13 protein-coding genes are annotated in these 14768 nt (G+C 41.0%); all 13 read right to left on the reverse strand.

Translation table 11 applies throughout. The annotated features are described in order from the left end of the window. Positions 1–108 precede the first annotated feature (108 nt). The 13 genes from J7W16_RS02505 to J7W16_RS02565 all read right to left on the reverse strand — a co-directional run bounded on the left by J7W16_RS02505 (position 109) and on the right by J7W16_RS02565 (position 14743). A complete protein-coding gene (locus J7W16_RS02505) occupies positions 109–606 on the reverse strand; it encodes an acyltransferase (protein ID WP_210595532.1) in 498 nt (165 codons plus the stop codon). Next, positions 603–1250, reverse strand: a complete 648-nt coding sequence (gene ppaX / locus J7W16_RS02510) for a pyrophosphatase PpaX (protein ID WP_210595540.1) — start codon at positions 1248–1250, stop codon at positions 603–605. Before ppaX ends, J7W16_RS02505 begins: the two co-directional genes overlap by 4 nt. Continuing rightward, entirely contained in the window at positions 1240–2190 is a 951-nt protein-coding gene (locus tag J7W16_RS02515; RefSeq protein WP_210595542.1) for a nucleoside recognition domain-containing protein, read from the reverse strand. The genes ppaX and J7W16_RS02515 overlap by 11 nt, the downstream gene beginning before the upstream one ends. Before the next feature lie 24 nt (positions 2191–2214). Then, positions 2215–3087 (reverse strand): prolipoprotein diacylglyceryl transferase, encoded by an 873-nt coding sequence (gene lgt, locus J7W16_RS02520; RefSeq protein ID WP_210595544.1) that lies wholly within the window; start codon positions 3085–3087, stop codon positions 2215–2217. 21 nt (positions 3088–3108) lie between these two features. Beyond that, positions 3109–4047, reverse strand: coding sequence for an HPr(Ser) kinase/phosphatase (hprK, locus tag J7W16_RS02525; RefSeq protein WP_210595546.1), 939 nt, complete (start codon positions 4045–4047; stop codon positions 3109–3111). A gap of 163 nt (positions 4048–4210) precedes the next feature. Beyond that, complete coding sequence (locus J7W16_RS02530) at positions 4211–4558, reverse strand: phage holin family protein (RefSeq protein ID WP_210595548.1); 348 nt, start codon at positions 4556–4558, stop codon at positions 4211–4213. 1 nt (position 4559) lies between these two features. Next, the gene (locus J7W16_RS02535) at positions 4560–4760 is read right to left on the reverse strand and encodes a PspC domain-containing protein (protein WP_210595550.1); all 201 of its coding nucleotides are present in this window, start codon (positions 4758–4760) and stop codon (positions 4560–4562) included. A gap of 10 nt (positions 4761–4770) precedes the next feature. Beyond that, a complete protein-coding gene (locus J7W16_RS02540) occupies positions 4771–5877 on the reverse strand; it encodes a DUF4097 family beta strand repeat-containing protein (protein WP_210595552.1) in 1107 nt (368 codons plus the stop codon). Positions 5878–6372: 495 nt separating this feature from the next. Beyond that, the gene (gene uvrA, locus J7W16_RS02545; RefSeq protein ID WP_210595570.1) at positions 6373–9246 is read right to left on the reverse strand and encodes an excinuclease ABC subunit UvrA; all 2874 of its coding nucleotides are present in this window, start codon (positions 9244–9246) and stop codon (positions 6373–6375) included. 4 nt (positions 9247–9250) lie between these two features. Continuing rightward, positions 9251–11230, reverse strand: a complete 1980-nt coding sequence (uvrB, locus tag J7W16_RS02550) for an excinuclease ABC subunit UvrB (RefSeq protein ID WP_210595572.1) — start codon at positions 11228–11230, stop codon at positions 9251–9253. Positions 11231–12200: 970 nt separating this feature from the next. Next, positions 12201–12425 carry a DUF2198 family protein gene (locus tag J7W16_RS02555; RefSeq protein ID WP_210595575.1) on the reverse strand — a complete coding sequence of 75 codons (225 nt, stop codon included), beginning with the start codon at positions 12423–12425 and terminating at the stop codon, positions 12201–12203. 152 nt (positions 12426–12577) lie between these two features. Beyond that, a complete protein-coding gene (locus J7W16_RS02560) occupies positions 12578–13423 on the reverse strand; it encodes a glycerophosphodiester phosphodiesterase (RefSeq protein ID WP_210595576.1) in 846 nt (281 codons plus the stop codon). Positions 13424–13555: 132 nt separating this feature from the next. Continuing rightward, on the reverse strand, positions 13556–14743 hold the full coding sequence (locus tag J7W16_RS02565) for a PDZ domain-containing protein (protein WP_210595578.1): 1188 nt from the start codon (positions 14741–14743) through the stop codon (positions 13556–13558). Between the last annotated feature and the right edge of the window lie 25 nt (positions 14744–14768).

The following is a 14768-nucleotide window of genomic DNA, read 5'->3' on the forward strand; positions in this document are numbered from 1 at the left end:
GCAATAAGCCGCTTACTCATAGCAAGCTTAGGACAATGAAACAGGTACTCTCATTGCTTAAAGGCCACTAAAAAAGGTGAAATCCTACCTTTTTTAGTGGCCTTTAGATCAATATTCTTTGTTGCTTGTCCGAATCGTTTGCATTGGATTTCCACCAACAAAGGTTCCAGCCGGAACATCTTTATGAACAAGTGTCCCAGCTGAAATCACTGCACCGTCCCCGATCGTTACACCAGGAAGGATCGTCGTGTTCGCTCCAATCATGACATTATCACCAATGATCACATCACCAAGGCGATATTCCTCAATCAAATATTCATGTGCAAGAATCGTTGTGTTATAACCAATAATTGAGTTTCGACCGATCGTAATACGTTCAGGAAACATAATATCCATCATCACCATCAACGCAACAGCGGTCTCCTCACCCACATTCATCCGCAGTAGCTTTCGGTAGAGCCAATTTTTAACGTGTAAAAAAGGCATGTAGCGTGAGATTTGAATAACAATGAAGTTTTTTACAACCTTCCAAAATGGGACGGTTTGATAAATATGCCAGAGAGAGTTTGCTGTTTTGACAGGATAACGCTCTGTATTCCGACTCACTTTTTCTCAACTCCAACAATCGTTAACAGGTCCCTCATATTTTCTAGTATGTAATCTGCTTCAAAAGTAAGGACTTTTTCAGGTCCTTTTATAGACCAACCAACAACCGCTGTCGGTATGCCAAGATTCTTGCCGGCAAGAATATCAAAGTGGCTGTCTCCAATCATCATTGCAGATTCTTTTTGGGAACCTAATTGCTTTAATGCCTTTTCTAATGGTTCTGGATCGGGCTTAGCTTTCTCAACATCATCTAGACCGATGACAACATCAAAAAATTGATCTAGCCCTGTTAAGGCAAGCCCCATCAAAGCCGTTTTGCGAATTTTCGTTGTCACGATTGCTAGCTTATATCCACTCTTATGAAGCTGTTCGATTGTTTCAAACACACCCTCATACTCCGTCACAAGTTCATCATGCTTTGCATGATTAAATGTTCGATAATGAACAATCATCTCATCAACAAGCTCGGGATCCACCGTTTTGAAACTATCAACAAGCGGTGGACCAATAAATTCAATTACCTTCTCACGGGTATACTCCCCCGGACGATAATGCTCAAGCGTCTGCAAAAACGAAGCGATAATTAATTCGTTTGTGTTAATTAACGTTCCGTCTAAATCAAATAGTAGTGTATCAATGTTCATAGGTTGCTTCCTTTCCTTCAAGTGCTTGCTTTTTTTCTAATCGGTTCCAAACAAAAGCGACGACGATTGTTAAGACAATGGCTGTAACAAGTCGAACGAGCAGTAACGGCCAAACAGGAATTCCAAGAGGAATGAATATTAACGTATCCTCAATCACAGCATGACAAGCAACAAGAAAGATAAACACTAAATATAAATCCTTTTTCGAGACACCGTCTTCCTTCGCAGCCTGAATCATGACACCTGCTCCGTACGCCATCCCAAATAACAGGCCTGACGCTAACGTCGTTGATGTGTTTTCTTTAATACCAAGCATTCTCGTAAAAGGAGCCATTAGTCTTGAAACAACTTGTAGCCAGTTACGCTCTTTCATCACTTGAACAAAAATCATGAGCGGAATGACAATCATCGCTAATTGAAGAATACCAAGTGATGCACTTGAAATCCCTTGCCATATAATCGGAAGCCATCCTTCTACTTGAGGTTGACTAGCTGGAATCAATCCATATTGTGCTGGTTCCTGCCCACCATTCCATAACCAATGAATAAGTAATGCAGAAACAATAGCTAAACCAACTCGCACAAACAGAACAACAGACATGCGAATGCCGACCTTGGTTGTAACAGCCGACTCAATAAAGAGATTATGTGAAAATGAAAGCATTACCGCTAAAATAAACACTTCCTTCACAGATAAATCCATTGTAACAATGGCTCCGATACTGGCATATAGATTCATGACATTTCCTAAAACTAACGGAATAGCAGCTTCACCAGGTAAGCCAATCCAGCTCATGACTGGTGCAAGCATCCTGGCTAACCAATCAAGAACAGGTGTAAATCCAAGGATTGTGACAATTAGTGTAATCGGAAAAATAACTTTTCCAAGCGTCCATGTCGTTTGTAATCCAACTAGAAAGCCTCGCTTTAAGACACCCATCGTTTCTCCCCACATTTCCCTCTGTTATTTTTTCTTCTTTTTCTTTGTCTTTTTCGTTTCTTGTACTGGTAACGCCGGGTCATGATACCTCGGCGTATCTGGCTTCATTCGGCGATAAATGAACATTGCAACAGCGGCAATAACTAGAACGATTGAAATCACCTGTGCGGTTTTTAAGACACCGCCAATTAATAAGAAATCTAGACGAATCCCTTCAATGAAGAAACGTCCAATTGAATACCAAATAACATACGTAAGGAATATCTCCCCTTGAAGAAGATTAACCCGACGAAGCCATAGTAAAATAGCAACCCCTAGTAAGCTCCAAAGCGATTCATACAAAAAGGTCGGATGGAAATAACTCCAGCCATAATGGGCATCATTAATATACATTTGATTAATGATGAATTCAGGTAAAAACAGTCCTTCAAGAAATTCTCTTGATACAGGCCCACCGTAAACCTCCTGATTCATGAAGTTCCCCCAGCGACCAATTGCTTGACCTAGCAAAATTCCCGGAGCTGCAACATCGGCTAGTTGCCAAAATGAAAGGTTATTCTTTTTAGCAAATATATATGCGGTGATCACAGAACCTATTAACGCCCCGTGGATTGCAATTCCACCCTCCCAAATATAAAACACACGAATAGGGTCATCTGCAAATTGATCCCAACGGAAAATAACATAGTAAATTCTCGCTGAAATGATTGCGATTGGAATCGCATACAGGAGTAAATCGGCAAATGTATCCTTTGGCATCCCTCTTCTGACAGATTCTCTTGAGGCGATTAAATAACCAAGAAATACCCCAACCCCAATAATCAAGCCATAATAATACACAGTGAGTGGACCTATCTCTAAAAATATTCGATTTAACGGCTCAATTTTCTCCTCCAAGCCTCTCACTCCTTCTATTTTCTATTGTAGATCGTCATGATCCCCTTCTTCAATGACGGTTGATAAACGTTGTGAAAATTCCTGAGCTGCGTCAAATCCAAGACGCTTTAAGCGGAAATTCATTGCCGCAACCTCAATAATAACGGCAAGGTTTCGACCTGGACGAACAGGGACCGTTAATTTAGTAATTTCACTATCAATAATCTTCATTTTCTCTTCCTCTAAGCCAAGGCGGTCATAGGCTTTCTTCTGATCCCAAAGCTCAAGATTGACACATAGCACTATTCGTTTAAATGGTCGAACCGCTCCCGCTCCAAATAATGTCATGACATTAATAATCCCTAACCCACGGATTTCAAGTAAATGTTGAATCAACTCTGGCGAACGCCCAATTAGTGTCCCCTCAGTGTCTTGACGAATCTCAACAGAATCATCTGCAACAAGACGATGTCCACGACGAACAAGGTCAAGTGCTGTCTCACTTTTACCAACACCACTATTCCCAGTGATTAAAACACCAATTCCATAAATATCAACGAGTACACCATGAACTGCTGTTGTTGGTGCAAGCTGGCTTTCTAAATATGTCGTAATGCTACTACTTAGACGTGTTGTAGGTATTTGTGAACGGAGGATCGGAACACCAACCTTTTCAGCTGCATCCAGCAACTCTTGAGGTGCGTCCATTCCACGAGTTATAACAATTCCAGGTGTATCATATGTACAAAGCTTTTGCATACGTTCTTCTTTTTCATGTGACTGGAGATGCTGCAAAAAGGTTAATTCCGTTCGACCGAGCAATTGCAATCGTTTCGCTGGATAGAAATTAAAGTATCCGGCTATTTCAATCCCAGGACGAGAAATATCACTCGTCGAGATGAGGCGATAAATTCCTTCTTCCCCTGCTAAAATCTCTAGTTTAAACTCTTCGATTAAGTCATTTGCTGTCACTTTTACCACTTTAACATCCCACCTTTATTTTTCTGAAAATACCGTCTTAAGTGAGTACCCTTACCATTCTAGCATGATCACTTGGACTTAGCCATCTTTACTGGAATGACAAAAAGGATGTTCCAGACTGATACTGAAACACCCGATGTCAAATAACTATTTTGCTGCCACATTAGCGTCTTTTTTTCAGTGGTTTTAAAACAAACGTTTGAATAAGGGCAATAATAACAGCTGCAAGCACTGCTGTGCCAAAGCCATCGATAATGAATGCATCACCCATAATAAATGCAGTAATCATTAACGTAATGCCACTAATGACAAAGAGAAAGAGTCCTAATGTTAAGACCGTAATTGGTAAAGTGAAAAATACAAGGATCGGTCGAACAACCGTATTCATTAATGATAGCAAGAGACTAGCAATGATTGCTGCACCAAAGCCAGACAACTCAATCCCAGTAAACAAATAAGAAATTCCCATTAACACTGCTGCATTAATGATTAGACCTATCAACCATTTCATACTACGAGTTCACATCCTCCTCATTTGGGATAATGTAAATACCAATGATATAAGCAAGTAGAACAGGAACACCTGTTGAGACAAAGAATAAGACAACAGTTAGAATTCGGACAATCGTTGGATCAATAGAAAAATATGATCCCAAGCCTCCACATATTCCTGCTAATTTACGATTATACTGTGATCGATACAATTTCTTCATAGTTCACACCTCAATCCATTCGATCCTTCAGAAGAACCGAGCCGGTATTTGTTAATGCATTGAGTTTTATTCTTGGTGAAGACTCTTGATTTCCAATAAAGGACAAATGCTTCTGAGCAAATTCCTTCTTTTCTTCTAAAATTTCATGGTCATCTAAACCAATAGTAAACCCACCAACATTCGTCTTCAGCTTGCCTTCAACCCTAATCGTTTTAGGAAGAAAGATATGAATACTACCTGTTGCTGCTTTCAAGTCGGCATAGCCTGATTCTTTCAAGCCATCAAGCTTGTAGGTTATTGAGCCATTCACCGTTTCTGCATCAATATCTTGTATTTGACCCGCAATCGTAATTGCACCGTTCAATGTCTTCACATCTAACAGGTCAACTGTTGATCGCTTCATCTCAATTGCACCATTCACGGTTTCGGCTAGAACCTTCTTTGCATTGATCGCTACACAGTGAAGAGATCCATTCATCGCATTTACATCAAAAGTATCGACATCTATCTGTTCCCCAGTAATTTGGCCATTAAACGTATACAGCTTAATATGAGTAAATGTTTGTCTTGGTACGAACACAATCGTTTGAACTTTTATCGATTTTGTTTTCGTATGGAAAAGCATCCGTTGATCTGATACTTTAAACGAACACTCTTCTAAAAATAGCCGCTTCGCTTCTTCACGGTCCTTTACACGATAGACCTTTGCCTTACACTCGACGCGAATGTCCTGTTCATCCCAAGGCTTAAATGTAATTGAACCATTTTCAAGTGAAACATCAATTGAAGTTGGAGCTACTTCTCGATGCTGAAAGATATGATCAACATCAAAAGACGCTCCAAAATTAAAGTCTAAGTCAACGTCTTTAATTTTCTGGATAGCACTCTCAATAAAAGACGTAAAAAGATTTGTCGTTGATGATGTTGTATGACGTACTCGTTCTCGAAATGATTCGCCTTCCTCCCAATCAACCTGTGTAGACACTTCTGTAGAAGTCTTGGATTGATTTTCTTGGATCGGGTCTTTCTTTTCCATTGCTTCAAGAAGCTTAATACCCTCGTCTGCCGTGATCTTTCCGTCTTCAATCATCTTTAAAATCATTTTACGTTCTTCCATTGAACTTACCCTCCTAAAATTTTTGAAAAAGAATAGTCATGTTAAAACGACTGGACCGTGATATTTCCCAAGGTGACCTTAAGGTTTTTTAGCAGTTTTTTCAACTTGGTGTTGAGTCCAGAGCCCAGTGGCAATGGCTTCTCTCGCTGCCCGAGGCTGGGACAAAAGTGATTTAACTAATAGAAAATCCGAACAATGGTAGTTGGCGGACGTAAACCGCTCCTGAAATATACTACGCTTTCCGCGGGAAGCCGGTGAGCCTCCTCGTTTGCACTGCGGGGTCTCACCCTTGGCTTTTGCATCCCGCAGGAGTCTACGTATATTTCATCCGCTACGTAATTGCTTTATTCGGTATTTCAGTTAGACACTTGAGTTATGTCCTAGCCTCTTAAGATTTTGCAGCGGTTTCGCTCATTGCTATATAGAGAAAAAGGAGGTACGCCTTTTTCTCTATATGTATATACGGACGTTCCGCTCTTCATGTTTCACTGATTTTTAATTATTTTGTAATTCTTTTTCGCGGATGGTTTCTTCCATTCGTTTGCGGTCTCGTTCTAGGATTGGTTTAAGGTACTTTCCAGTGTAAGAACCCTTGACGTCAGCTACCTCTTCTGGTGTTCCTTGTGCTACTAGCTTTCCGCCCTTGTCTCCACCTTCTGGGCCAAGGTCAATAATATGATCGACGGTCTTGATCACATCTAAATTGTGTTCAATGACTAAGACCGTGTCGCCGTTATCTACTAGACGTTGTAATACGGTTAGGAGGCGGTCAATGTCATCGACATGTAGTCCTGTTGTTGGTTCATCAAGAATATAGAGTGTTCTCCCTGTTGCTCGTTTATGAAGCTGTGAGGCAAGCTTTACTCGCTGTGCTTCACCACCAGATAATGTAGTAGCTGGCTGACCTAAACGAATATAACCAAGACCAACATCAACAAGAGTCTGGATTTTACGACTAATCTTCGGGATATTCGAGAAGAAATCTAAGCTTTCTTCAACAGTCATTGCAAGCACATCTGAAATCGCTTTGCCTTTATATTTAATATCAAGCGTTTCACGATTATACCGTTTTCCTTCACACACTTCACACGGAACATAAACATCTGGCAAAAAGTGCATCTCGATTTTTAAGATTCCATCACCACGGCACGCCTCACAACGTCCACCTTTAACATTAAAGCTGAAACGACCTTTTTTATAGCCTCGAACTTTCGCTTCATTCGTCATTGCAAACACATCACGAATATCATCAAAGACTCCTGTATACGTCGCTGGATTCGAACGAGGCGTTCGACCAATCGGTGATTGATCAATATCTATGACCTTATCAATTTCTTCAAGACCGATCATTTCGCCGTGTTGTCCAGGTTTGTCCTTTGCCCGGTGAAGCTTTTGTGCCAATGCTTTGTATACAATCCCATTAATCAACGTACTTTTTCCTGAGCCCGAGACACCAGTGACGGCAATAAATTGTCCAAGTGGGAATGTGACTGATACATTCTTTAGGTTATTTTCACTCGCTTTTTTTACAGAAAATGAACGACCAATGGATTCTCTTCTCTTACTTGGAACAGGAATAAACTTCTTCCCAGATAAATATTGCCCCGTTAACGAGTTAGGATCGTTCATAATCTCCTCTGGCGTGCCTTCAGCCATAATTTGTCCACCATGCACACCAGCTCCAGGACCAATATCAATGATATAGTCTGCTGCCATCATTGTGTCCTCATCATGTTCGACTACAATTAATGTGTTCCCAAGGTCACGCATATGTTCAAGTGCCTCTATGAGCCTGTCATTATCACGTTGGTGAAGTCCGATTGAAGGCTCATCAAGAATATAGAGAACCCCCATTAACGAAGATCCAATTTGAGTGGCTAATCGAATCCGTTGTGCCTCTCCTCCTGATAATGTGCCTGCTGCTCGTCCTAGAGAGAGATAATCAAGACCAACATTAATAAGAAAACCAAGACGGTCATTAATTTCTTTGAAAATTAACCGAGCAATCGCTTGTTCCTTCTCCGTTAGTTCAAGCCCCTCAAAGAATACCTTCGCATCCTTGACTGATAATGACGCAATTTGTCCAAGATGATGTCCACCGACAAAGACAGCAAGAGCCTCACGCTTCAACCGGTAGCCTTTGCACGTTGGACAGTGCTTTTGCATCATATAGCCTTCCATTTGCTCCCGTACATAATCAGAGCTTGTTTCATGGTAGCGACGTGAAATATTGCTAATAACGCCTTCAAACAATACTAGGTTCTCTCGCACTTGACCAAATTCATTTTCATAATGGAAAAAGATCCGTTCAGATCCACTCCCATATAGAATTTTATCAAATAAGGCCTCGGGTATTTGTTCAACAGGGATATCCATATTAATTTGATAATGTTCACAAACAGCCTCAAGTAGTTTTGGATAGTATTGAGAGCTTGTTGGCTCCCATGCAGCAATGGCATGTTCACGCAATGTCTTGGTTCGATCTGGTACGACAAGGTCCACATCGACTTCGAGCTTAGATCCTAGTCCGTCACATGTTGGACAAGCACCAAAAGGACTATTAAATGAAAACATGCGTGGCTCCAGTGCAGGAATTGAAAATCCACATTCAGGACAAGCGTGATGCTGACTGAACAGTAATTCCTCATCGTCAATCACATCGACAAGAACTCTTCCATCCGATAGAGCAAGAGCTGCCTCTAAAGAATCAGCCAAACGCGTATGTATGCCCTCTTTGATTACAATTCGATCGATCACGACTTCAATGCTATGCTTCTTATTTTTCTCGAGCTCAATCTCATCCGCTACCTCACGCATCTCTCCATCAACACGAACACGGACATAGCCTTGCTTTTTGACATCTTCAAGCACCTTCACATGCGTCCCTTTGCGACCAGATACTAGTGGTGAAAGGATTTGCATTTTCGTACGCTCTGGGTATTCAAGCAGGCGATCGACCATTTGCTGGATCGTCTGTGATGAGATTTCAATGCCGTGCTTAGGACAAACCGGTCGGCCCACTCTTGCATACAATAATCGTAAGTAATCAAAAATTTCAGTTACAGTACCGACGGTTGAGCGAGGGTTTCGACTCGTTGTTTTCTGATCAATTGAGATCGCTGGTGACAAACCTTCGATTGCATCGACATCTGGCTTATCCATTTGTCCAAGAAATTGTCTTGCATAGGCAGAGAGAGACTCAACGTAGCGTCGTTGTCCCTCAGCATAAATAGTATCAAACGCTAGTGAGGATTTCCCCGAGCCTGACAACCCTGTTAACACAACGAGTTTATCCCTTGGAATCGTTACATCAATATTTTTTAAATTGTGGGAACGTGCCCCTTTTACAACGATTTTTTCAAGTGCCATTGTTTCACCCCTCCGCTTTTAATTCAAGAACAAGATCACGAAGCTCTGCAGCTCGCTCGAAATTAAGCTCACGTGCCGCTTCCTTCATTTCTTTCTCCATTCGTTCAATCATCGCTTGCTTCTCTTTCTTATTAAGCTTCGTCTTAGGAGTTGAGTAACCAAGCTTATCAGTTTCTTCAGCAACTTGAGTTGCTTGAATAACCTCTGGGATTTTCTTTTGAATCGTCATCGGTGTAATTCCGTGCTTCTCATTATGTGCCTGCTGAATCGTCCGACGTCTTGCCGTTTCATCGAGTGCTAGCTGCATTGATTTTGTAATCTTATCTGCATACATAATGACATGTCCGTTCGAATTACGGGCAGCTCGTCCAATCGTCTGAATTAACGAGCGATCTGAACGCAAGAAGCCTTCCTTATCTGCATCCAAAATGGTAACAAGCGAGACCTCTGGTATATCAAGACCCTCTCGTAATAAGTTAATCCCAATTAATACATCGAATGTCCCCATCCGTAGCTGACGAATAATTTCAATACGTTCTAATGTTTTAATCTCCGAATGTAAATAACGAACACGAATGCCAATTTCTTTAAGATAATCAGTCAAATCCTCCGACATTTTTTTCGTTAATGTCGTCACGAGCACTCTTTCATTTTTCTCGACCCTTGCATGAATTTCACCAATTAAGTCATCAATCTGTCCCTCAATTGGTCGAACATCAATTGTCGGATCAAGCAACCCAGTTGGACGAATGATTTGCTGAATCATTTCAGGTGTATGCTCCATCTCATAAGGTCCAGGTGTTGCTGAAACATACACTGCTTGACTTACCTTCTGTTCAAATTCAGGAAATTGCAACGGTCTGTTATCTAGGGCAGATGGCAAACGAAAGCCATGATTAACAAGAACCTCTTTTCTCGCTCTATCCCCGTTGTACATTCCCCGAACTTGCGGAAGCGTAACATGAGATTCATCAACAATTAACAGAAAATCCTCTGGAAAGAAGTCAATTAGCGTGTAAGGAGTGGCACCAGCTTCACGCAGAGTCAAGTGGCGCGAGTAATTTTCAATCCCCGAGCAAAAGCCCATCTCACTCATCATTTCAATATCATAGCGTGTCCGTTGCTCAAGCCGCTGAGCTTCGAGCAGTTTACCTTCCTCATGCATAACCGCCAAGCGTTCCTCTAGCTCCTGTTCAATATTCGCAATCGCCTTCTTTAATTTTTCTTCACGGGTAACGAAGTGGGATGCCGGGAAAATAGCGACATGATTTCGTTCACCTTTAATTTCTCCGGTTAATGCATCAACCTCAGTCATCCGATCGATTTCATCACCAAAAAATTCAACACGAATACACTGCTCGTCCCTTGATGCGGGGAAAATCTCAACAACATCACCACGAACACGAAACGTCCCGCGAGTAAAGTTAATATCATTTCGATCATATTGAATATCGACAAGATTACGAAGAAGCTCATTTCGATCCATCTCCATCCCAATTCTTAATGAGACAACAAGATCACGATATTCTTCCGGGTTACCTAAACCATATATACAAGAAACACTCGCAATAATAATGACATCACTTCGCTCAAACAACGCACTAGTCGCTGAATGTCGTAGCTTATCAATCTCATCATTAATACTCGCATCTTTTTCTATAAATGTATCAGAACTAGGCACATAGGCCTCAGGTTGATAATAATCATAATAACTAACAAAATACTCTACTGCATTATTAGGAAAGAACTCCTTAAACTCACTATAAAGCTGCCCAGCAAGTGTTTTATTATGGGCCATAATAAGCGTCGGCTTATTGACAGCCTGAATCACATTCGACATCGTAAACGTCTTTCCCGTCCCCGTCGCCCCAAGCAACGTCTGATGCTTCTCGTTCCTCTCAATACCCTCAACAATCTTCCGAATCGCCTCAGGCTGATCCCCCTCAGGCTTATACGGCGACACAAGCTCAAAAGACTCACCCAACCAAAACAACCTCCCTCACAAACTGTTAATAAGTAGAAATAGTATAACACACTAGAAGAACTAGAATCGAGGCGAGGTGCTTACCTAAAGGACACAAAATATCTCTATCCTCACACAATCATCCTGCGTACGTTGACCGACTCGATCGTAGTTCTTCTTGGACCGCATATAATCTTATCTCCGCACACCCCTGTTAAATCCCTTATCCGATAAAGAAAAGCGACTAGCTTTTCCTCCTCTAATTTAACAGGGGCACCGAAGCTGGAACCAAGGCGAGGTGCTTAAAATAGGAAACATACTTTCGCTATCCTCACACAACCATCCTGCGTACGTTGACCGACTCGATCGTAGTTCTTCTTGGACCGCATAAACTCCTACTACCGCACACCCCTGTTAACCTAGTAGAACTCGAAGCGGCACGAGGAGCAAATCAAGAGGACACTAACTCTCTATATCCTCTCTAAACCATCATGCGTACGTTGACCGAGCCGCTCGTTAGTTCTTCTTGGACCGCATAAACTCCTACCACCCTACATTCCTGTTAAATGTTCTTCAATAAAGAAAAGCGACTAGCTTTTCACCCTCTAATTTAACAGGGGAGCACCTAGTAGAACTCGAAGCGGCACGAGGAGCAAATCAAGAGGACACTAACTCTCTATATCCTCTCTAAACCATCATGCGTACGTTGACCGGGCCGCTCGTTAGTTCTTCTTGGACCGCATAAACTCCTACCACCGCACACCCCTGTTAAATCCCTTATCCAATAAAGAAAAGCGACTAGCTTTTCCTCCTCTAATTTAACAGGGGCGCCGAAGCTAGGAACCAAGACAATCAGCCTACAAAAAACAAGCTATCTCCATCGACTCTATAATTCATGAAATTTCAAAACCATACCTTTTCACTTCACCTTACTAACCATTCCCCACAACACCCACAAAAAAACAAAAAAGCCGAGTTTCCCCGACTTTTCTCACATCCCCGGCTTACGCCTTAATTGTTTTCTCGCAACAAACACTCCCAAAACAAGTGAAACAACGGCCAGTACAACATGAAACCATGATTGCATATGAACGTTTAAGACAAAGATAGCGATCATACATGTTACGATCACTCCACCGAAAACACTAAATGTAACTCTTGTAACAATAATCATTGCCAAAAAAGGAATAACAAAAGCAAGTAATAATTCCAACATGAGAACTCCTTCACACAATCCATCCAATATGTAGATCATACCATTTAATTAGATTATAATCATTTTCCTTCATCTTCACCATTATCTTTTCCTGACAATTTTAAAATAAGGACTGAAAATCGGCTTATAAGCTCAATTTCAGCCCTTACTTTTTAATTATCTTTTAACCATGAATTTAACCGATCTGGAAAGTTCGTAATGATTCCTGTAACACCCCAATCCATCATTCTACTCATATCTTCCTTTGAGTTAATTGTATAAGGGTGAATCCTTAGTCCACGCTCATTCACCTGTTTTACATAGTCCTCATTAATTCTGTTCATATTTACTCCAACACCAATGGCATACGCTTGAACAGCTTCTAATTGTTTCTTTGCTTTTCGTCCAAGGTTTGGTCGACTAATTAGCTGAATTAGTGGAACTTCCGGCTCCATCTGATGGAATTTTTTTAGGCTTTTTTCGCTAAAAGATTGAACGATCGTTTGCTCCTCCAACTTATACGTTCGAATCAAATCGAGCAGTTTTTTTTCAACCCCTTGATTTAATTCTGGCTCTTTTATTTCAATGCAATAATTAATACTCTGGCCAAAACGCTGAAAAACCTCTTCAAGAGTAGGAACCTTAGCTCCTATGTATTCATCGCGTGCATGCTCAGGATATTCCTTATTGAACCATGAGCCAGCATCTAATTCTTTTATCTGCTTAAGAGTTAAATTATTTACCGACCCCGTTCCATCTGTTGTTCGTTCAACAGTAGAGTCATGCATAACAATTAACGTTCCTTCCTTACTCGTCTGCAGATCAAGTTCAATGTAATCTGCATCCATTTTTTTGGCAAGGTCAAAAGAAACCATCGTGTGCTCTGGTGCAAGACCCGATGCCCCGCGGTGAGCAATCTTCAGCATCTGATTTAACGGAATGGCAGATGAAGGAGAAGGAAAAATCAATGTCAACGCTAAAATGAAACAAACACCTAGGATCATATTTTTCTTCGTCATATGAATTCACTCCACTTCTACACCAAAATAGTCACTTAGGTTTAAGGTAAACAAATTCATGTATTTTATCCTTCAAATATTTTAAAAGCAGACAAAACAAAAAACCTTAAAGGAAAACCCTTTAAGGTCAAATTAGAATATCGAGTTTTGTAATTCGTGGCCATCTTTGACAAGTAAGACTCCAATTTGATGATGCTTCCCGTCATACAAAGCCGTTTGGGCAAAGCGAACTTCACCATCGAAATCCAGCACCTCTAGCTTACAAAAAGCAGAATTAATTTGTAATGCCTCATAGAAAGCTGTTTCTGAATGGACATACACCCCATTCACCTTGATAATGACTTCCCCAACGAGGAGATTCATTTTTTCGGCAGGGCTATCAGGCAGGACTCCAACAACGACACATCCCTTTGGCTGCTTCGTAAAGAAGGCTGGCTGGCTGTCATCATACTTTTTCTCTTTAATCGAGAGTAACTCGCGTGCAACAATGATTCCGAGTCCGAGGGCGAAAGCAATCATTGGGGCGAAGTAGGTTCCAACAGCTAAAAGAGCAGCAACTAAACCGACCGCAATTACTTTCAGTCCAGTTGATTGAATCCGGTAACGCGGAATCGTCGAACGAATTGGCTGTTTAAAACCAATTAAAAATGGGATAAGCACGGGCTGCAAATCAACATTAGCAATTTGTATAACCGGCCAGTATTCAAAGCTAGGAACCATTCCCTCTGGCAAAAATAACACAACAGGAACAATCCATAATCGTTTAGATACATGTAGCCCAATCCACTTTCCTCGCTTACTCCGCTCTAATCTTGGAGAAGTATAGGTTGCACCATTTGTCCTGATTAATATTCCTTCCCCTATTACTAAAAGAGCCAGTAAAATCGCAATAACAGTAACAGATGTTGTTGATAATGCTTCAAATACGAGACTAAGAAAGTCAATCGTACCAAGGAAGGGCTCTAAACTATGCAAAATCAAAATTGCGCCTAAAACATAAGAAGGTGATACGAGACGTGTTTGCAATGTAAGTGCAAACAGCACATACACACATACAAGAACAATAATGAAATTAGGCGTAATGACTAGCCCAAGGAGAATAGTCACACTTGATAGATAGAGTCCAATTAATAAAGCAGGCAAAAAAGGAATCGTAAAATCTGCTATTTTTCCATAAACACGTGTATGAAAGGACCCACGCTCTGCTTTTATCCGTTGAATTGATAGAAAATAAATTAAAATGAATCCTATATACAATAAGGGATTCGCAAAAAAATAAGCGAAAAAGATACCGATACTCTGTAACAAATCGATCACCATAATATGTACTCCTTCAACCAAAAAC

Source organism: Halalkalibacter suaedae (assembly GCF_017939705.1).
Classification (GTDB): domain Bacteria; phylum Bacillota; class Bacilli; order Bacillales; family Bacillaceae_D; genus Halalkalibacter; species Halalkalibacter suaedae.

Coding starts and splice junctions, on each gene's coding strand:
- ppaX (WP_210595540.1), bottom strand. CDS start 1,250: ATGAACATTGATACACTACTATTTGATTTAGACGGAACGTTAATTAAC.
- J7W16_RS02515 (WP_210595542.1), bottom strand. CDS start 2,190: ATGGGTGTCTTAAAGCGAGGCTTTCTAGTTGGATTACAAACGACATGG.
- J7W16_RS02530 (WP_210595548.1), bottom strand. CDS start 4,558: ATGAAATGGTTGATAGGTCTAATCATTAATGCAGCAGTGTTAATGGGA.
- J7W16_RS02535 (WP_210595550.1), bottom strand. CDS start 4,760: ATGAAGAAATTGTATCGATCACAGTATAATCGTAAATTAGCAGGAATA.
- J7W16_RS02540 (WP_210595552.1), bottom strand. CDS start 5,877: ATGGAAGAACGTAAAATGATTTTAAAGATGATTGAAGACGGAAAGATC.
- uvrA (WP_210595570.1), bottom strand. CDS start 9,246: ATGGCACTTGAAAAAATCGTTGTAAAAGGGGCACGTTCCCACAATTTA.
- J7W16_RS02555 (WP_210595575.1), bottom strand. CDS start 12,425: ATGTTGGAATTATTACTTGCTTTTGTTATTCCTTTTTTGGCAATGATT.
- J7W16_RS02560 (WP_210595576.1), bottom strand. CDS start 13,423: ATGACGAAGAAAAATATGATCCTAGGTGTTTGTTTCATTTTAGCGTTG.
- J7W16_RS02565 (WP_210595578.1), bottom strand. CDS start 14,743: ATGGTGATCGATTTGTTACAGAGTATCGGTATCTTTTTCGCTTATTTT.